The 17,542-nt window shown below is 70.0% G+C and carries 15 protein-coding genes, 1 tRNA gene and 1 pseudogene; 10 read left to right on the top strand and 7 right to left on the bottom strand.

What is annotated here, in order from left to right:
* Window positions 1-14: 14 nt before the first annotated feature.
* Together D9R12_RS13730 and D9R12_RS13725 are read left to right on the top strand one after the other, a co-directional pair.
* The gene (locus D9R12_RS13730; RefSeq protein ID WP_122231258.1) at window positions 15-3,470 is read left to right on the top strand and encodes a PAS domain-containing hybrid sensor histidine kinase/response regulator; all 3,456 of its coding nucleotides are present in this window, start codon (window positions 15-17) and stop codon (window positions 3,468-3,470) included.
* A 245-nt stretch (window positions 3,471-3,715) separates the two neighbouring features.
* Window positions 3,716-4,348 carry an exopolysaccharide biosynthesis protein gene (locus D9R12_RS13725; RefSeq protein ID WP_043291500.1) on the top strand — a complete coding sequence of 211 codons (633 nt, stop codon included), beginning with the start codon at window positions 3,716-3,718 and terminating at the stop codon, window positions 4,346-4,348.
* A gap of 161 nt (window positions 4,349-4,509) precedes the next feature.
* Here D9R12_RS13725 and D9R12_RS13720 read toward each other — a convergent pair whose 3' ends face one another.
* Together D9R12_RS13720 and D9R12_RS13715 are read right to left on the bottom strand one after the other, a co-directional pair.
* Window positions 4,510-5,535 carry a ribonuclease H-like domain-containing protein gene (locus D9R12_RS13720; protein WP_122231256.1) on the bottom strand — a complete coding sequence of 342 codons (1,026 nt, stop codon included), beginning with the start codon at window positions 5,533-5,535 and terminating at the stop codon, window positions 4,510-4,512.
* A gap of 172 nt (window positions 5,536-5,707) precedes the next feature.
* Window positions 5,708-8,260, bottom strand: a complete 2,553-nt coding sequence (locus tag D9R12_RS13715; RefSeq protein WP_122231254.1) for a DEAD/DEAH box helicase — start codon at window positions 8,258-8,260, stop codon at window positions 5,708-5,710.
* A gap of 111 nt (window positions 8,261-8,371) precedes the next feature.
* Here D9R12_RS13715 and kdsA point away from each other — a divergent pair, with 111 nt between their 5' ends.
* The 4 genes from kdsA to D9R12_RS13695 all read left to right on the top strand — a co-directional run bounded on the left by kdsA (window position 8,372) and on the right by D9R12_RS13695 (window position 10,664).
* On the top strand, window positions 8,372-9,238 hold the full coding sequence (kdsA, locus tag D9R12_RS13710) for a 3-deoxy-8-phosphooctulonate synthase (RefSeq protein WP_122231252.1): 867 nt from the start codon (window positions 8,372-8,374) through the stop codon (window positions 9,236-9,238).
* A 176-nt stretch (window positions 9,239-9,414) separates the two neighbouring features.
* A tRNA-Arg gene (locus tag D9R12_RS13705) sits at window positions 9,415-9,491 on the top strand.
* A 79-nt stretch (window positions 9,492-9,570) separates the two neighbouring features.
* On the top strand, window positions 9,571-9,849 hold the full coding sequence (locus D9R12_RS13700) for an IS1096 element passenger TnpR family protein (protein WP_122231250.1): 279 nt from the start codon (window positions 9,571-9,573) through the stop codon (window positions 9,847-9,849).
* A complete protein-coding gene (locus D9R12_RS13695) occupies window positions 9,846-10,664 on the top strand; it encodes a dioxygenase family protein (RefSeq protein WP_122231248.1) in 819 nt (272 codons plus the stop codon). The genes D9R12_RS13700 and D9R12_RS13695 overlap by 4 nt, the downstream gene beginning before the upstream one ends.
* 49 nt (window positions 10,665-10,713) lie before the next feature.
* On the opposite strand, the gene D9R12_RS13690 is transcribed toward D9R12_RS13695, so the two are convergent.
* The 3 genes from D9R12_RS13690 to D9R12_RS13680 form a co-directional block, all read right to left on the bottom strand.
* Complete coding sequence (locus D9R12_RS13690) at window positions 10,714-11,271, bottom strand: DUF2058 domain-containing protein (protein WP_122231246.1); 558 nt, start codon at window positions 11,269-11,271, stop codon at window positions 10,714-10,716.
* 275 nt (window positions 11,272-11,546) lie between these two features.
* Entirely contained in the window at window positions 11,547-12,164 is a 618-nt protein-coding gene (locus D9R12_RS13685; RefSeq protein ID WP_014162086.1) for a hypothetical protein, read from the bottom strand.
* Between the two features lie 138 nt (window positions 12,165-12,302).
* Complete coding sequence (locus D9R12_RS13680) at window positions 12,303-12,884, bottom strand: TetR/AcrR family transcriptional regulator (protein ID WP_122231244.1); 582 nt, start codon at window positions 12,882-12,884, stop codon at window positions 12,303-12,305.
* Window positions 12,885-13,078: 194 nt separating this feature from the next.
* Between D9R12_RS13680 and D9R12_RS13675 the strand changes: the two genes are divergently transcribed.
* On the top strand, window positions 13,079-14,173 hold the full coding sequence (locus D9R12_RS13675) for an AbrB family transcriptional regulator (RefSeq protein WP_014162083.1): 1,095 nt from the start codon (window positions 13,079-13,081) through the stop codon (window positions 14,171-14,173).
* A gap of 14 nt (window positions 14,174-14,187) precedes the next feature.
* On the opposite strand, the gene D9R12_RS13670 is transcribed toward D9R12_RS13675, so the two are convergent.
* Window positions 14,188-14,559, bottom strand: a complete 372-nt coding sequence (locus D9R12_RS13670; RefSeq protein WP_014162082.1) for an MAPEG family protein — start codon at window positions 14,557-14,559, stop codon at window positions 14,188-14,190.
* 102 nt (window positions 14,560-14,661) lie between these two features.
* The gene (locus tag D9R12_RS13665) at window positions 14,662-15,783 is read right to left on the bottom strand and encodes an NAD(P)/FAD-dependent oxidoreductase (protein ID WP_014162081.1); all 1,122 of its coding nucleotides are present in this window, start codon (window positions 15,781-15,783) and stop codon (window positions 14,662-14,664) included.
* Window positions 15,784-15,986: 203 nt separating this feature from the next.
* On the opposite strand from D9R12_RS13665, the gene D9R12_RS13660 reads away from it, so the two are divergent.
* The 3 genes and pseudogenes from D9R12_RS13660 to D9R12_RS16295 form a co-directional block, all read left to right on the top strand.
* The gene (locus tag D9R12_RS13660) at window positions 15,987-16,559 is read left to right on the top strand and encodes a DsrE family protein (RefSeq protein WP_122231242.1); all 573 of its coding nucleotides are present in this window, start codon (window positions 15,987-15,989) and stop codon (window positions 16,557-16,559) included.
* A gap of 74 nt (window positions 16,560-16,633) precedes the next feature.
* The gene (locus D9R12_RS13655) at window positions 16,634-17,215 is read left to right on the top strand and encodes a phosphatase PAP2 family protein (RefSeq protein WP_122231240.1); all 582 of its coding nucleotides are present in this window, start codon (window positions 16,634-16,636) and stop codon (window positions 17,213-17,215) included.
* Window positions 17,158-17,529, top strand: a pseudogene (locus D9R12_RS16295) (DUF1615 family protein); the annotation flags it as partial. The gene D9R12_RS13655 and the pseudogene D9R12_RS16295, both read left to right, overlap by 58 nt.
* Between the last annotated feature and the right edge of the window lie 13 nt (window positions 17,530-17,542).

Below are 17,542 nucleotides of genomic sequence, written 5' to 3'. Positions count from 1 at the left end.
GTCCGGGAAAGGCAATGATTTCAGGTTGGCTGTTGCTGGGCATTTCAGTCGGCTATGCGGTGCTGCTGTTCGGCATCGCATGGTTCGGCGACCGCCATCCGCTGTATCCCAACCGGCGCTGGCTGCGCCCGGCGATCTATTCGCTGGCGCTGGCGGTGTACTGCTCGTCGTGGACCTTCTATGGCGCGGTCGGCAGTGCAGTGCGCAACGGCATCGGCTACCTGCCGATCTACCTTGGGCCGCTGCTGATGCTGGCGTTTGGCTGGCGCATCATCGAACGCCTGGCGCTGGCGGCGCGCAGCCAGAACACGGTCTCCATCGCCGATTTCATTTCTTCGCGCTACGGACGCTCGCGCCGGCTGGCGGCCCTGGTCACGGTGATCGCGCTGGTCGGGGTGATCCCCTACCTGGCGCTGCAGTACAAGGCGGTGGCGATGAGCCTGGGCGTGCTGACCGGGTACAACCCGCAGGCCGCCGGCTTCCTGCACGACCCGGCGCTGTACGTGGCGCTGCTGATGGCGCTGTTCGCGGCCCTGTTCGGCACCCGCCAGGTCGATGCGACCGAACACCACCACGGCATGATGCTGGCCATTGCCATGGAGTCGGTGGTCAAGCTGGTGGTGATCACCGCGGTGGGTGTGTTCGCCTGGCAGTGGCTGGGCACGGGCGGGCATGCGCTGGGCGAGTCGGTGCTGACCCTGTTCCAGAACGCCCCGCCGGTGGGATTGCTGACCCAGACCCTGCTCGGATTCCTGGCCATCATCTGCCTGCCGCGCCAGTTCCACGTGGCGGTGGTCGAATGCGGCGAGGTGGGCGACGTGCGCCGCGCGCGCTGGATGTTCGGCGCCTACCTGGTGGTGATCTCGGCGATGGTGGTGCCCATCGCCACGGCCGGCGCGGAATTGTTCGGCGGGTCCGGCGCGCAGGCCGGTGATACCTATGTGCTGGCGCTGCCGCTGGCGCTTGGCCGCGAGGGCCTGGCCATCGCCGCCTACATCGGCGGCTTTTCGGCGGCCACCGGCATGGTGATCGTGGCCAGCATCGCCCTGGCCACCATGGTCAGCAACGATCTGGTGATGCCGCTGCTGCTGCGCCGTGGCTGGGGCGAGCGCCACGACGCGGCCGACATGGCCACCCGGGTCCTGTGGATCCGCCGGGTGACCATCGTGGCGCTGGCGCTGTGCGCCTTCGCCTACCACCGCAACAGCGACGGTGGCAGTACCCTGGCCAGCTACGGCCTGATCGCCTTCGCCGCGGTGGCGCAGTTCGCACCGGGGCTGATCGGCGGGCTGTACTGGCGCGGGGCCAGCCGCCACGGGGTGGAGCTGGGCATGGCAGTGGGCTTTGCCACCTGGGCCTATACCCTGCTGCTGCCGACCCTGTCGGCCTCGGGCTGGTTGGGGCCGCAGTGGCTGGTCACCGGGCCGTTCGGGGTGTCCTGGCTGCGTCCGCAGCAACTGTTCAACCTGACCGGCTGGGACCCGTTGACCCACGGCACGTTCTGGTCGCTGCTGCTCAATGCCGGCACGATGATGATCGTCTCGGCGCGCTGGCGGCCCAGCCTGGATGAACGCCTGCGGATCGTGCCGTTTCTGGACCCGTACGCGCAGCGGCGTGCGCTGATCGCAAGCCCGTGGCCGGGCGGGAGCGTGCGCGTGTCCGACCTGGTCTCGCTGGCCCAGCGCGTGGTCGGCGAGCGCCACGCGGTGCGTGCCTTCGCCGAGCAGGCCAACGAGCTGGGGCGCGAACTCAAGCCCGATGCCAGCGCCGACCGCGCCTGGGTCCAGTTCACCGAGCGCCTGCTGGCCTCGGCCATTGGCGCGGCCTCGGCGCGGCTGGTGTTGACCAGCGTGCTGCGCGGCTCGGGCATGGAGCTGGGCGAAGTGGTGGCGGTGCTGGACGAGGCCGGGCAGGAACTGCGTTTCAACCGCGAGATCCTTTCCTCCACCCTGGAGAACATCAGCTCCGGGGTCAGCGTGGTCGATCACGAGATGCGCCTGGTGGCCTGGAACCGCCGCTACCAGACCATGTTCGGCTACCCGGAGGGCATGCTCTACGTCGGCCGGCCGGTGGCCGACCTGATCCGCTACAACGCGCTCAAGGGCGAGCTGGGTGCCGGCGAGGTGGAGGAACAGATCGACAAGCGCATCGGCTACATGCGCGCCGGCACGCCGCACGTGTTCGAACGGGTGCGCAGCGACGGCCAGGTGATCGAGCTGCGCGGCCAGGCGCTGCCCGGCGGCGGCTACGTGACCAGCTACAACGATGTGACCGAATTCAAGCGCGTGGAGATGGCGCTGCTGGAATCCAACGAGACCCTGGAGCAGCGGGTGGCCGAGCGCTCGCGCGAGGCCGAGGCCGCGCAGCAGTCCAAGACACGCTTCTTGGCCGCGATCAGCCATGACGTGCTGCAGCCGCTCAATGCGGCAAGGCTGTTCACCTCGGCGCTGCGCGAAAGCGGCGGCGATGCGGCCGAGCAGGTGCGCCTGGCCGAGCGCGTGGATGCCTCGCTGCGCGCGGCCGAGGAGCTGCTGGACGGGCTGCTGGATGTCTCGCGCATGGACGCCAACCGCCTGCGCGCCGAGCTGAGCGACTTCGACGCGGCCGAGGTGCTGCGCGAGCTGGCCGCCCAGTACGCGCCGGTGGCGGCCAGCCGCGGCCTGCAGCTGCGCGTGCACGCGCCTGCCAGCGCGCCGGTGCGCAGCGATCGCCGGCTGCTGCGCCGGGTGTTGCAGAACTTCGTCGCCAACGCGCTGCGCTACACCCGCTCGGGCCGGATCGTGCTGGGCATGCGCGGGCGCGGGCGGCTGCTGGAACTGCAGGTGTGGGACACCGGACCAGGCATCCCGCCGCAGCACATGCGCCAGATCTTCGAGGAATTCCAGCGCTACCAGCAGCCCTTCGACTGGGGTGAGCAGGGCCTGGGCCTGGGCCTGTCGATCTGCCAGCGCATCTCGCGCGTGCTCGACGCGCCGCTGGATGCGCGCAGCAACGTCGGCAAGGGCAGCATGTTCTCCATCACCGTGCCACGCGCGGCCCAGATCAGCGAGCCGGTGGTGCGCCGGCGGCGTGCACCGGTGAGCGACTCGCTTGGGGGACTGAAGGTACTGTGCGTGGACAACGACCAGGAAATCCTGGATGGCATGCGCATGCTGCTCAGCCGCTGGGGCGTGGAGGTGATCACCGCCAGCACCGTCGATGCCGCCCTGGAGCAGGTGGCCGAAGGTCCGGCGGTGATGCTGGTCGACTACCACCTGCATGACCGCCTGGAAGGGCTGGATACGCTCGATGCGTTGCGTGACGCCAGCCCCGGCCCGATCGCCGGCGCGCTGCTCACCGCCGACGGGCGCGACGAGCTGAAGGTCGAGGCGCGCGCGCGCGGCTACCGGCTGTTGACCAAGCCGGTCAAGCCGGCGTCGCTGCGTTCGTTCCTGGCCGCGCACAGCGACCGCAGCCCGCCCGGGAGCTGAATGGCGCCGCGCCAATCCGACAGCGCCGCCACGGCCGCCGGGCTAGCAGTCTGTCGGACTTTGGTCGGCCGGGCTGCGAATCCGCCTGTGCGGCCCATCTTTCCGCCGCTTCTTGGCCCATAGCACCACTATGGGCCGGCGAACCGTCGAAAATCTGACCTCGCACAGCCGAATTCTCGCCTCGACCACCAAAGCCCGACAGGCTGCTAGCCTGCAACGCCCGCCGCCACCGCCGCCCCCATATGATGACCACCGCCGCGCCCGCCTCGCTGGGCGACCAGTTGCAACAGGCCATCGATGGCCTGCCGCCGGACCAGATCAGCCTGGATGCGCTGCTCGATCAGGTCGGCCCGCAGGGCCTGCTGCTGCTCACCGCGCTGCTGACCCTGGTGTTTCTGATCCCGGTGTCCATCCCCGGCGTCAGCACCGTGTTCGGCGCCGGCATCCTGCTGGTCGGTGTCAGCCGGCTGCTGCGCCGACCATTGTGGCTGCCGACCCGGCTGCGCCAGCGCCAGCTGCCCGCCGACAAGCTGCGCAACGCGCTGGGCCGCGGCATGGTGTGGGTGGCGCGCCTGCAGAAGGTCAGCCGTCCCCATCGGCTGCCGGTGCTGGTCGACAGCCGCATCGCCGAAACGCTCAACGATGCCGCCCTGGTGCTGGGCGCGGTGCTGCTGATGGCGCCGTTCGGGTTCGTGCCTTTCAGCAACACCATCCCGGGCCTGGCGTTGCTGCTGCTGGCGATCGGCCTGATGCAGCGCGACGGTGTGGCGGTGCTGCTGGGGCACCTGCTCAATGGCGCAAGCATCGTGTACTTCGGGATGTTGATTGGTGGCGGGGGACTGGCGGTGCGCGAGGTGTGGGACCGGATCGTTGGGTGAGTGGCGCTTCTCCTGACCAGCACGATTCCGGCGGTGGCCTCCAGCGGGGGCTTGCTGCCGGCACATCCAGGCGAGGGGACAGCCACTGACGAGGCGGCCCGGCAGCCGTTCCTGCAGCCCGAAGCGATGGGTGCGCCCGGGCGCTGACCGGTCTGCGCCGGCTACCGCGCTTGCTCGAAGGCCAGCACGGCGCGCTCGTCGTCCTCGGCCTGGACCAGGCGCTGGAACAGCTGGGCCAGGGTGACCACGTCCTGGTGGTTGTGCTGGACCACGCGACGCAGGTTGCCGGCGCTGCCGCCGCGCAGGAAGGACAGCCAGGCGGCGGGAGCTTGGCAGCCGGGCAGGTCGTCCTCGCGCACGATGCGCAGCAGCTGGCGCTCGATGGTGGCCAGCCTGCAGTTTTCCCAGGTGCCGCGATAGCGCCGGCGGGTGGGATGCAGCAGGTCGATGTGGTCCAGTGCGCTCAGCGGTTCGGCCAGGCGCGCCAGGCGATAGCGGGTCTTCAGCAGCGGCGCGTCGTAGCTGCGGCCGTTGTAGCTGGACAGCACCGTGCCCGGCGACAGCCACCCGGCGAATGCACGCAGCATCGCGCCTTCGGCGGCCATCGTGGAGGTCAGCAGCTGGCGCACGCGCAGGCCTTCGATCCCGCTCGCATGCACCTGCCAGTCGGCCGCGCCGATCATGAAGGCGCGTGTGCCGCTGCCGCCGGCCAGGCCGGTGGTCTCGGTATCGAAGAACAGCAGGTCGCACGGCGCCACCGCATCCTCGCAGCGCCTGGCGAAGGCCAGCGACAGCGCCATGCGCGGGATCGGCTGCGGCAGGAATGCCTCGATCAGGTGCAGGCCGGGCGAGATCTCTTGCCCGGGCAGGCTGCGCTCGGCCACTGCGGCACCCCGCGCGACGGCCGCGCCTGCCGGCACGGCCGGCTTGCGCTCGCGGGTGGCGATCAGACGACGCAGCGCGTCCACGTTCTGCGGCTGCAGGCCGCGCCGATGGCGGTCGTTGGCGGCAGGCGTGGCGGTGGGATCCATCCAGTCCAGGACCGAGCGTTCACGCGTGCGTGCGCTGTCCCGCGCTGCGACAGTTGGCGAAAGCTGGGCGCCATCGCCCGATGGCGCCGCCTCGCGCACCGTGGGATCGCCGGCCTGCTTGCGCAAGGCGCGCAGTCGATCAGCGCTGATGCTCATGGGCGGCCATCCGCTGAACCCTTCACAGGAGCGCGCTCCGCATGGCGTGGGAGCCGCCACGGCGGCGAAGGGGCCCTCCCACTGCGCTCACGTCCTGCGATCAACACGCCACGCGCGCGCTGACCGACATCGCCGCCGTGGCGGCTCCCACAGGATCGGCGCTGCATCGTCGTCACGCCGACGTGTCCCGGGCCGCGCGCTCGTCATCCAGCGGACGATGATCGGCGGTCAACGCGCCATCGACCGGTGCGAACACCGCGCTCGCATCAAAACCTGCGTCCTCGTGCAGCGCAGTCCCAGGCTCGCACAGCAGCGCCAGCACCTTCAGCGCCAAGGTCTTGGGCCAGGTGCCGTTGCCCTCTTCGTGTGCGGCCAGCACCGGGCCCACGCATGCGGGGCAGCCGGCCTTGCAGTCGCAGCGCTGGACCAGCTCGCCGGCGCGCTGCACCAGTTCGCCCTGGCGCTGCCACAGCGGTTCGCTCAGGCCCACACCGCCGGGGAAGTTGTCGTACAGGTACACCGTCGGCACGAACGCCTGCGCCAGGCTCGCCGCACCCTCTGCGCCTTCCACGCCGCGCAGCTGGCCGCGGCCGCTCTGGTCGGCCAGCGCGAACCAGGCGCCGTCGCCGTTGCCCACGGCTTTTTGCAGGTCGCGTGCATCGGCCATCACCGCCACCGTGGCCACCACGTGCAGTGCATGCGAGGCAGCCAGGAAGCCATCCAGCGCGTCCTGCCTGGAGGCGAACGCCTTGCCCAGGGCGGCCTGTGGCAACTGCCACCACACCGCGGTGGTGTGCAGCTCCTGGTCGGGCAGGTTGACCGGGCCGTAGCCGATGTTCTCGTGGGTGTAGTAGCGGATCTTCTTGTAGCCGCTCACGCGCCGGACCACGTGGACCTCGCCGTGGTGCGCATCGCCGCGCCCGGCCGGGCCGCCGTCGAAGCGTTCCAGCACCTTGAGCCGGGTGTAGTCGATGCTGTCGGTGTAGTAGTCCACCTGGGTGCGGCTGACGTAGGCCTTGCGGCCCTCCCAGTCCAGCCGCTCGACCTGGTACGGCGTGGACTGCACCATGTGGATCGCGCCTTCGTACAGGGTCAGCGCCGCGGCCGAATAATCGACCTCGGCAATGATGGTCTGCTTGCCGTCGGTCCTGTCGACCACCACGAAGTTGCCGTCGGCCACCGAGCGCAGGCTCACCGCGTTGGCCGGATAGCTGTCGGCGATCCATTCCCAGCGATCGCCTTCCCGGTGCACGACTTCGCTTTCGGCCAGTGCTTCCAGGTACACCAGCGGATCGACCGGGCCGAACGGCTCACCGGCGTTGAACGGCAGCTCGAAGGCGGCGCAGCGGATATGGTCGAACAGGATCAGCGGCTGGTCCGGCGCGGTGCGCGCGTGTTCGGGCGGCGCATCGGCGAAGAAATCCGGATGCCGCACCACGTACTGGTCCAGCGGCTGCGAGCTGGCCACCAGCATCCCCAGGCAGGGGCGCTGGCGCCGGCCGGCGCGGCCAAAGCGCTGCCAGGTCGCCGCCACGCTGCCCGGATAACCGTTGAGGATCACCACGTCCAGGCTGCCGATATCCACGCCCAGCTCCAGCGCCGAAGTACTGACGATGCCGTCGATGCGGCCTTCGCGCATCGCCCGTTCGGCCTGACGCCGTTCGGTGGGCAGATAACCGCCGCGATAGGCGCGGATGCGCGCGGGCTTGCGCGGGTCGTGGTCGAAGATGTCCTTCAGGTACTTGGTCAGCACTTCCACCATCAGCCGGTTCTGGGCGAACACCAGGGTCTTCAGGCCGGACTTGATGGCGATGCGCGCAATGCGGTTGCTCTGCGAACGGGCCGAGGCGCGCAGGCCCAGGTCGGCATTGACCACCGGTGGATTCCACAGCAGCACGTGCTTGTCGCCGGTGGGTGCGCCGGATTCGGTGATGGCATGCACGCGCTCTTCGATCAGCGCCTGCGCATGCGCCTGCGGATTGCCGATGGTGGCCGAGCACAGGATGAACTGCGGACTGGCGCCGTAGAAGGCGCAGATGCGCTTGAGCCGGCGCAGCACGTTGGTGACATGGCTGCCGAATACGCCGCGGTAGGTGTGGATCTCGTCGATCACCACGTACTGCAGGTTCTCGAAGAACTGCGCCCACTTGGTGTGATGCGGCAGGATCGCCTGGTGCAGCATGTCCGGGTTGCTGACCACGATGTCGCCATGCAGGCGGATCGCCTGGCGCGCATCGCCCGGTGTGTCGCCATCGAAGGTGAAGGCCTTGACGCCCAGTTCGCCGGCGCGATTGAGCTCCAGCAGCTCGGCCACCTGGTCCTGCGCCAGCGCCTTGGTCGGGAACAGGTACAGCGCCTTGGCCTGGCGCGTCATCGCCGCGCTCAGCACCGGCAGCGTGTAGCACAGCGACTTGCCGCTGGCGGTGGGGGTGACGATGGCCACGTGCTCGCCGCGCCGGGTCGCTTCCCATGCCTGCGCCTGGTGCGCGTAGAGCCGTTGGATGCCGCGCGCACGCAGCGCCTCGGCCAGGGCCGCCGGCACCTCGTCGGGGATCGGCGCGTAGCAGCCTTCGCGCCCGGGCAGGGTGAAGCTGCCGGTGATGCGGTCGGCGTAGCGGCGCTCAAGCCGCTGGGCCAGCAGCGCGCCGTCCTTGGAGGGCTGGCCATCGGTGGTGGCCAGGGCGCGTTCGGCGTCTTCGGTGCGGCGGGTCAGCGCGTAGGCCATGGTCGATCTTCCCCAAAGCCGTGCAGGGAAACCGATGCCGGTCTCACGGCGTGCGACACCCTTGCCGTGCCCCTCACTAGAATGGCCCGCAATCCTCCTGCGAGTCCCACCATGCCCCTGTCCGCCCACTGCGTCCCGGTCGCGATCGATGACCGGGTGTCCATCGCCAACGATGCGCCGTTTGTGCTGTTTGGCGGGCTCAACGTGCTCGAAGACCTGGATTCGACCCTGTTTGCCGCCGAGCACTTCAAGCGGGTGACCGACAGGCTGGGCATCCCGTACGTGTTCAAGGCCTCCTTCGACAAGGCCAACCGCTCCTCGATCAGCTCCTATCGCGGCGTCGGCCTGGAGCAGGGCCTGCGGATCTTCGAGCAGGTCAAGCAGCAGCTGGACATTGCGGTGATCACCGACGTGCACGAGGTCGCCCAGGCCGCGCCGGTGGCCGAGGTGGTGGACGTGCTGCAGATCCCGGCGTTCCTGGCACGGCAGACCGACCTGGTGGTGGCCATCGCCCGCACCGGGCGCGCGGTGAACATCAAGAAGCCGCAGTTCATGAGCCCCACCCAGATCCGGCACGTCGTCAACAAGATCCGCGAGGCCGGCAACGACCGCATCATCCTGTGCGAGCGTGGGGTGCAGTTCGGCTACGACAACCTGGTGGTGGACATGCTGGGCTTTCGCGAAATGACCGAGTCCAGCGGCGGCCTGCCGGTGATCTTCGATGTCACCCACAGCCTGCAGCGGCGCGATCCGGGCAGCGAAGCCTCCGGCGGGCGCCGCCGCCAGGTGCCGGAGCTGGCCCGTGCCGGCATGGCGGTGGGACTGGGCGGGCTGTTCCTGGAGGCGCATCCGGACCCGGACCACGCCCGTTGCGACGGCCCCAGCGCCTTGCCGCTGGCCGCGCTGGAGGCCTTCCTTGCGCAGATCAAGGCGATCGATGACCTGGTCAAGGGGTTGCCGGCGCTGGACATCGCCTGAGGCGGGGGCTTCAAGGCTCGCCCGAGTCCCCGGCCTGTATCCGGCATCGTCGCGCTGCCGGGCCAGCAGTTGCCATGTCCAACTCCGGCGCGTGTCGGCATGTTCGCGTCCTGCGGCGCTTTCAGTGATAATGCTGCGCTGCCGCCGGCCTTGCCGCGGCAGCGTGCAACAGCAAGGCGCCTGTAGCTCAGCCGGATAGAGTAGTGGCTTCCGAAGCCATTGGTCGGGGGTTCGAATCCCTCCAGGCGCACCAGATCCCCTGTGACAAGTCGGCCCCCCGCTGTGCCAGGGCATTACCTGGCCGCTCGGTCGCACTGAGCAAAGGCGGGGCAATGCCCGAGCCCATCCTCCAGCTCCGCGTCGGGCTGCTGCACATCGCGCCGCCCATCTGGCGCCGCCTGCAAGTCCCCGGCGAGTACAGCTTCTGGGACCTGCACGTCGCCATCCAGAGCGCCGTCTGCCCGGTGCACCTCAAGGACGATGATGCGCGGCGCCGGTACCAGGGCCGGGGCGGCCATGAAACGAATTCTGGCCTTCATTGGAGTTTATCCACCGCCCGCGGCGTAATAGGCTGCAGGTCTTCGTCCGTTGCCGGAACCACCCGCCCATGACCACCACCACCCGCCTGCCTTCGCTCTACATCTCCCATGGCTCGCCGATGACCGCGCTGGAGCCCGGGCGGGTCGGCATGCGCCTGGCCGAACTGGCCCGCGACCTGCCGCGGCCGCGGGCCATCGTGGTCGCCTCGGCGCACTGGCTGGCGCGCGCGCCGCTGGTGGGCGGGGCGGCCAGGCCGGAAACCATCCACGACTTCGGCGGCTTTCCGCAGGCGCTGTATGAGATCCAGTACCCGGCGCCGGGCGCGCCGGAGGTCGCCCTGCGCGCGGCGCAGCTGCTGCATGCGGCCGGCCTGGACCCGCACATCGACCCGCAGCGCGGTCTGGATCATGGCGTGTGGGTGCCGCTGCGGCTGCTGTACCCGGACGCCGACATCCCGGTGGTGCCGCTCTCGATCCAGCCCATGGCCGGTCCCGAACACCAGCTGGCGGTCGGCCGGGCGCTGGCGCCGCTGCGCGCGGAGGGCGTGCTGGTGATCGGCTCGGGCAGCATCACCCACAACCTGCACGACTGGCGCCGCTACAGCGAAGGCAAGCCGATCGCGCCATACGTGCAGCCCTACATCGAATGGGTCGAGCGCAAGCTGGCCGAGGGCGACGTGGCCGCGATGCTGGACTACCGCCGCCAGGCGCCCGGTGCCGAACACGCCCACCCCACCGACGAGCACTGGCAGCCGATCTACGTGGCCATGGGCGCGGCCGGTGAACACTTCCGCGCGACCCGCATCGATGCCGGCATCGACATGGGCTTCCTGGCCATGGACCTCTATCGCTTCGACGACGCGCTGCCGGCGCAGCCAGCGGCATGAGCGCGCTGCAGGTGATCCGGCCGGCGGCCGCGGCGCAGCGCCTGCGCGCTCACCAGATCAGGTCGTCAGGCACCTTGAACCGATCCTGGTCGTAGAAGTGGTCGGCTTCATCCGGCGCCGCGGTTGCTGCAGCGCTGGTGCGGCCGTTGTCGAGCAGGATGAATGCGGCGTCGCGTTCGTAGATTTTCTCGGCCGCCGCGCGCGGGATGAGTTCCACGCCCCCGCCATGGCGGGCGATCACCAACGCGCCGCTGATCAGCTGCGCGCGCAGGGCGGCATCGACCAGCACGGTGCCGATGACCGCGCCGTCGTTGAAGCGGTAGCCGATCTCGCCGCCGCGCTTGACCTTGTGGGTGTCCACGATCTGGCGGATCTGCGCCTGCAGCTCCTGGCGCCTGGCCAGGGCATTGCGTTCGGCCGCCAGGGCGCGGTCGCGCTCGGCGCGCTCGGCCTGCAGGCGGGCTGCGTCCACTTTTTCCTGGTCGCCCGCTGCGGCCTTGCCACCCTTGGCCAGGCGCGCCTTGACCTGCTCGCGGGCGATCTGGTCGGCCTTGCCTTTCTTGACCAGGCCGGCCTTGAGCAGCTGTTCCTGCAGGGGATTGCGCATGGGCAGTGGCGGGGTGAACACGAAGGCCGCAGTGTACCGCCAGCCTGTCGGCCGGCCAGCGCGCAGCGTTGCCACGGACACACCGAGCCGCTCCTCTGATGATCAGGGTCCGGTGCCGGATCCGCGAGCGCCGAGCTCGGCACCTTTGCAAAGGCTCGGGCGCACTCCCATGCGAATCCGGACAGGGCAGCGCGTTGCGACCCGGCTTGCGGAGTCGGGTCGACGGGGTTCCCGCCGCCGCCAGGCCAAGGCCTGACGCGACAGCTGTGCCAGGCTCAGGGCTGTTGCACGCAGTAGGTGTTGCCCGAGGCGATCTGGGTGGCATCGACGGCGTTGAACTGCAGGCGTGTCCAGCCCTGCGGCGGCGTGCTGCCTGGGCCGGGTTTGAGCGGTTCGTTGCGATACAGGCCGGTGAGATGGCAGACGCCTTCCACTTCCTGGGTGTTGCCGCGCACGCCGATCTCCAGGCCGCCGCTCGGGTCGCCGGGGTTGGCCAGCTTGAACAGGTTGACCTCGCTGTCGCTGCACTTGGGCGCGTCGTGGGCTTCCAGGGCGACCACCACCACCTGGCCTTCCTGCTGCGGCGGTGCGGTGTTGACGTTGTTCTGCGCATCGACGGCGGGCTTCCACACCGGGATCGGCGTGCGCTTGTCGCCAGGCTTGCAGCCGGGAATGCCCGGTATCAGGTCGCCGGCCTCGGCCATCGCGGCCTGTCCCGGCGGCGGGGCCGAGGCCTGTGCGCCCTCGCCGGTGGTCGGGCTGGGCGCGGCCGCACCGGGCGCGCCCGGGGGCGAGTTTTGGGCCGGTGGAGGGCTGGCCGGCGCGGGCGCGGGGGCGGGTTGGCAGGCGGCGCAGGCCAGGCCCAACGCGGCCACCACAAGCAGGTGCTTCATGAAGACTCCGGATCGAGGCGATGGCACAGCGCAAGCGTGCATGGATAACGGTCGCCGCATTAAAAAAATGTTGCGCGGGGCGGCGGTTGCGGACGGCGCAGCCCTTCTGCGCAGTGGTGGTACGGCGGGGTGCATGCATCAGTCGGCCAGATAGCGCTGCAGCAGCCGGCGCAGTTCGGCGATGGCGCCGGCACTGTTGGGCTGGTTGGCGAGCGCGCCGGCGCCTCTGATCACGGTGATCACCGCGAGCGCGGCGTCGGCGGCGCGTTCGGCCGGGACGCGGCCAGCACGCACCAGGATCCCGGCCACGCGGGTGCGCATGGTCTGGCGCAATTGCTGGCGCAGCTGGCTGGCATCGTGCAGGTCGGCCAGCACCACGGCGGCAGCGCGCTCTGTGCGCAAGTCCAGGGACAGGGCCAGCAGGGCATCGGCCAGCGCGTCGGGCGTCAGGTCCGGCGCGCGGGCAGCCAAGGCATCCAGCGCCTGGCGCATGTGCTCGGCATAGCGCTGCAGCAGCACGTCGGCCAAGGCCTCGCGGGTGGGGAAGAACCGGTACAGCGAGCCGATCGCAGTCCCGGAGCGCGCGGCGATCTCGGTCATGGTCACGGCTTGGCCCTGTTCGATGAACAGCTGGGCGGCCGCATCCAGGATCGCGGCCACCCGTTCGCGTCCCCGCTGGCGCTTGGGCGCGACGGCTTCAATTGACTTTTGCGAGGCCATCCTCACACTCTCTGTATGCGAATCATTCCTCGCATATTAGCCATGCCTCCCCCCTCCTTCCATGGGATCGCCATGTCCAGGCTTTTGCCCGCCGCCACCGCGCTGGTGCTCATCGCGCTGCCACACGGCCCCGCTGCCCTGCCGCTGCACCGGCGCCGGTGCGATCTGCGCCTGCCGGGCCGGTGACCACGGCGATGACGGATGAAGACGGTTTCCTGCGCGCACTGGCCACACGGCCGGCGTGGTTGCGCTGGACGGTGCTGCTGGCCGCCTCGCTGCTGATCGTGGCGCTGCTGGAAGCGGCCCACCTGTCGGCCGCGCTGCTGCTGGGGTCGATGGTCGCGGCGATCGTACTGGCCGTGGGCGGCGCGTCGGTGCGCGTGCCGGGTCCGGCCTTCGCGGTGGCCCAGGGCGTGCTGGGCGTGATGATCGCGCGCTACATCCCGGTCTCGATCGTCGGCGAGATCGCGCGGCAGGGGCCGTTGTTCATCGGCTGCGTGGTGTCGGTGATCGTGGCCGCCCTGCTGCTGGGGCTGCTGCTGATGCGCTGGCGCGTGCTGCCGGGGACCACGGCGCTGTGGGGCACCTTTCCCGGTGCGGCCTCGGCGATGGTGCTGATGTCCGGCGCGTTTGGCGGCGACATGCGACTGGTGGCCTTCATGCAGTACCTGCGCGTGGTGCTGGTGGCGGTGGTGGCCTCGGTCATGGCCCGGCTATGGCAGGGGCCGGGCAAGCACGTCGCAGTGGCCTCCACCGATTGGCTGGCGCTGGGCGAGCCGCGCGCCCTGGCCCTGACCCTGCTGCTGGTGCTGGCCACGGTGTGGCTGGCGGCCAGGACCAGGCTGCCGGCCGGTGCGCTGCTGCTGCCGCTGGTGGCCGGCGTGGTGCTGGAAGACAGCGGCCTGCTGCACATCACCCTGCCGCCGCTGCTGCTGGCCGCCTGCTACGCGTTGTTGGGCTGGAGCATCGGCGAACACTTCACCCCGCAGATCCTGCGCAGCGCGCTGAAGGCCCTGCCGCGCATGCTGGGCGCGATCGTGGCGCTGATCGCGCTGTGCGGGGCGATCGCCGTGGCGCTGGTGAAGCTGGCCGGGATCGATCCGCTGACCGCCTACCTGGCCACCAGCCCGGGCGGCGCCGATTCGGTGGCCATCATCGCCGCTTCGTCCCGGCAGGTGGACGTGCCGTTCGTGATGGCCATGCAGACCGCGCGGCTGGTGGTGGTGCTGGTGTGCGGCCCGGTACTGGCTCGCTGGCTGGGCCGGCGGTTCGGCGCGCCGCCGGCCTGATCAACGCGTGGACCTTACAGCAGCGCCCACACCAGCTGCAGGATCCCCCACAGCGACACCAGCCAGACCAGCGTGCGCAGATAGGGGATGCCGATCACGTACACCGGCAGGTAGGCCAGCCGCGCCCAGAAATACAGCTGCGCGGCCAGGGCGGTCTGCGGGCTCTGGCGTTCCAGTGCGATCACCGCCAGCACCGCAGCGGCGAAGAACGGGAAGGTCTCCATGAAATTGGCGCTGGCCCGCTGCGCGCGCGCCGGCGGGCCGGTCAGCGGTTCGGCCGGGGTATCGCGGTTGCCTGCGTTCCACTTGATCCCGCGCTTGGCGGTGACCAGCGCGCCGGCCACCAGCACGTAGACCAGGCCCAGCAGGATGGACCAGGCAAGCATTTTCAGTTCGGTAGGCATGGGCGAGGATCCGATGGGAAAGCGGCATCTTAAGCGCGCGCCGGTCGCGCCGGTGTGCAGCGTCGCAAGGCCGTGCGCGCCAGCTCAGGCCGCCAGCGGTTCGGTCAGCTCCAGCAGGGCGCAGACGTGGTCGCCGATGGCCAGGCTGCTGGTCAGGCCGGGCGATTCGATGCCGAACAGGTTCACCAGCCCGGCGATGCCGTGCTCGGCCGGGCCGTCGATGCGGAAGTCGGCATTGGGCTGGCCCGGCCCGCTGATCTTGGGGCGGATGCCGCTGTAGGCCGGCTGCAGGGCATGGTCGGGCAGGGCTGGCCAGTAGCGGCGGATCGCGGCATAGAAACGGTCGGCGCGGGTTGGATCCAGCCGATAGTCCAGGCCATCGACCCACTCCACGTCCGGGCCGAAGCGCGCCCGCCCGGCCAGGTCCAGGGTCAGGTGCACGCCCAGGCCACCAGGCTCGGGCAGCGGGTAGACCAGGTGCCTGAACGGCGTGCGCGTCGACAGGCTGAAGTAGCTGCCCTTGGCGTACCAGGCCTGCGGCACGTGCTGCGGCGCCAGGCCGTGCATGCGCGCGGCCAGCGCCGGCGCGCCGTGGCCGGCGCTGTTGACCAGGGTGCTGGCATGCAGGCGCATCGGCGCATCGCCGCCGACTTCGATCACCAAGCCGGCGTCCTCGCAGGCGATGGCGGTCACCGGCGCGCGCAGCGCCAGCAGCGCCCCATGGGCCTGGGCATCGCCCTGCAGGGCCAGCATCAGGCCGTGGCTGTCGATGATGCCGGTGCTGGGCGAAAGCAGCCCGGCCACCGCGTGCAGGTCCGGCTCGAGTGCGTGCAGTTGCGCCTGGTCGAGCAAGGCCAGGTCGTTGACGCCATTGGCCAGCGCGTGCTGGCAGATCCGGTCCAGGCCGTCGCGCTGGCCCTCGTCGCTGGCCACGATCAGCTTGCCGCAGCGGCGGTGTTCCACCCCGGCGCGCGCGCAGAAGGCGTACAGCGCCGCACGCCCTGCTACGCACAGTCGCGCCTTCAGCGAACCTTGCGGGTAATGGATGCCGGCGTGGATCACCTCGCTGTTGCGCGCGCTGGTACCGGTGCCGATGGCCGCTTCGGCCTCCAGGATCAGTACCTCGCGCCCGGCCAGGGCCAGCGCCCGCGCGATCGCCAGGCCGACCACGCCGGCGCCGATCACCACACAGTCCACGCGCTCCATGAGCGTCCTCGTCTTGCCGGGTCGGCCCCGGCCTGCCGCATCGTCACTGCCACGCAAAGCGTGGGCCTTTGAATCTCAACACGTAAACCGTTGCCGGCTGGGGACGTGTCGACCCTGTCCGATTGGCTGATGGTGCACGCCGGGCCAGTGCGCCTATGCTGGCCCGGCCGCGTTCGGCCGGCCGGATGAGAAGGAAACCGACGATGAGCAAGCCCCTGCGCGCTTGCCTGGCCCTGTGCCTGGCCGCGCTGTCCGCCTTGTCCATGCCGCTGCTGGCGGCGGAGAACAAAAGCCAGGCCGAGTGGATCTATCCGGTGATCCCCGGTTTCGGCGGCGTGCATCCGCGCCAGGACCTGCCGGTGCGGCCCGACCCGGCCAAGGACTACAGGATCTTCGTGCAGGTGGTCAGCGCCGGCAAGGATCCGGCCAAGGTCAATGGCGCGCTGGTCCGCCTGGCACGCCTGGTCAACCTAATGGGTTATGCCAAGGTGCCGCCGGAGCATGTGCATATCGTGGCGGTGCTGGACCGCGAGGCAATGCTGAACTCGATGACCGACCAGGCCTACAGGCAGCACCTGCAGCAGGACCACAATCCCAACCTGCCGCTCCTGCATGCGCTCAAGGCCGCCGGCGTGCAGCTGATGATCTGTGGCCAGGCGCTGGCCGAACATGGGATCCCCGATGCCGCCATCTCCCCGGATGTCACCATCACCCTGTCGGCGCTGACCGACTTTGCCGTCTACGGCGAGCGGGGCTACAGCTTCATGCAGCTGTAAGCGCAAGACCTGTCCATTGCGTGGATTGCGTTGACTGATTGGACGCTTCCTTCCGTTCGCCTAAGGACCCTTGCATGCCCGCTGCCCTCGACACCCTGTTGACCTGGATGGGCGACAGCCGCCTGGTGTTGCCGGTGATGGCTGCGCTGGGTTGGCTGTGGTGGAAGCGCAATCCGCGCCTGGCCTGTGAGTGGGCGGCGGTGCTGGCGGCGCTGGCGTCGGTCGTGGTGCTCTCCAAGATCGCCTACAAGGCCTTCGGCGTGGACTGGCGGACGATCGGTTTCTTTACCGTCAGCGGCCATAGCGCGCTGGCCGCGGCGCTGTATCCGCTGCTGTGCTATGCGCTGATGGCCGGGGCGAAACCGCCGGTGCGCCGGGCGGCGGTGGCCTTCGGTGGCACCATCGCCGTGGCGATCGCGGTGTCGCGGGTGCTGAGCCATCGGCACACGCCGGTGGAAATCGTCACCGGGCTGGCGGTGGGGTTGGCGGTGGCCTGGCTGATGCTGCGTCGCTGGCATGGCGCGCTGGGCATTCCGGTGCGTTCGATGCCGGTGGTGCTGGGCACGGCGATGGTCGCGGTGCTGGCGGTCTACCTGCTGCCCAACGTGCCGGCCGAACGGGTGCTCTCGCACATCGCCTGGCGCATCCGCAGCTGAGGGCAGGTAGCACCCATTACGAGGCGCTGCCGTACCGCTTCGCCGCCTTCAATGCCGGCTGGTACGCCAGCCGCAACGCGGCTTTCCAGAAGGGTGCTGGGCAGGACCGAACGGGCGGCGCGCGCGCTGGCCTTCGAGCACACCGCGCTGTACGCGCGTGTTCGCACTGGCCGATGCGGCATCGGTCCGGCCACGGCCGCGCGCGGTTGCTGCCGGGCATCGTGCCGGAAAGCCCCAGGATCACCCGCCCGTTGACCTCCGCGTGGCTTGCCAGGCCGGTCAACGCGCGCTGGCAGCGCTGCATGGAGCGCTGAGCGAGGCGTCGTT

The organism is Pseudoxanthomonas spadix (genome assembly GCF_003703395.1).
Classification (GTDB): domain Bacteria; phylum Pseudomonadota; class Gammaproteobacteria; order Xanthomonadales; family Xanthomonadaceae; genus Pseudoxanthomonas_A; species Pseudoxanthomonas_A spadix.
This window is presented reverse-complemented; position numbering and strand designations above follow the sequence as displayed.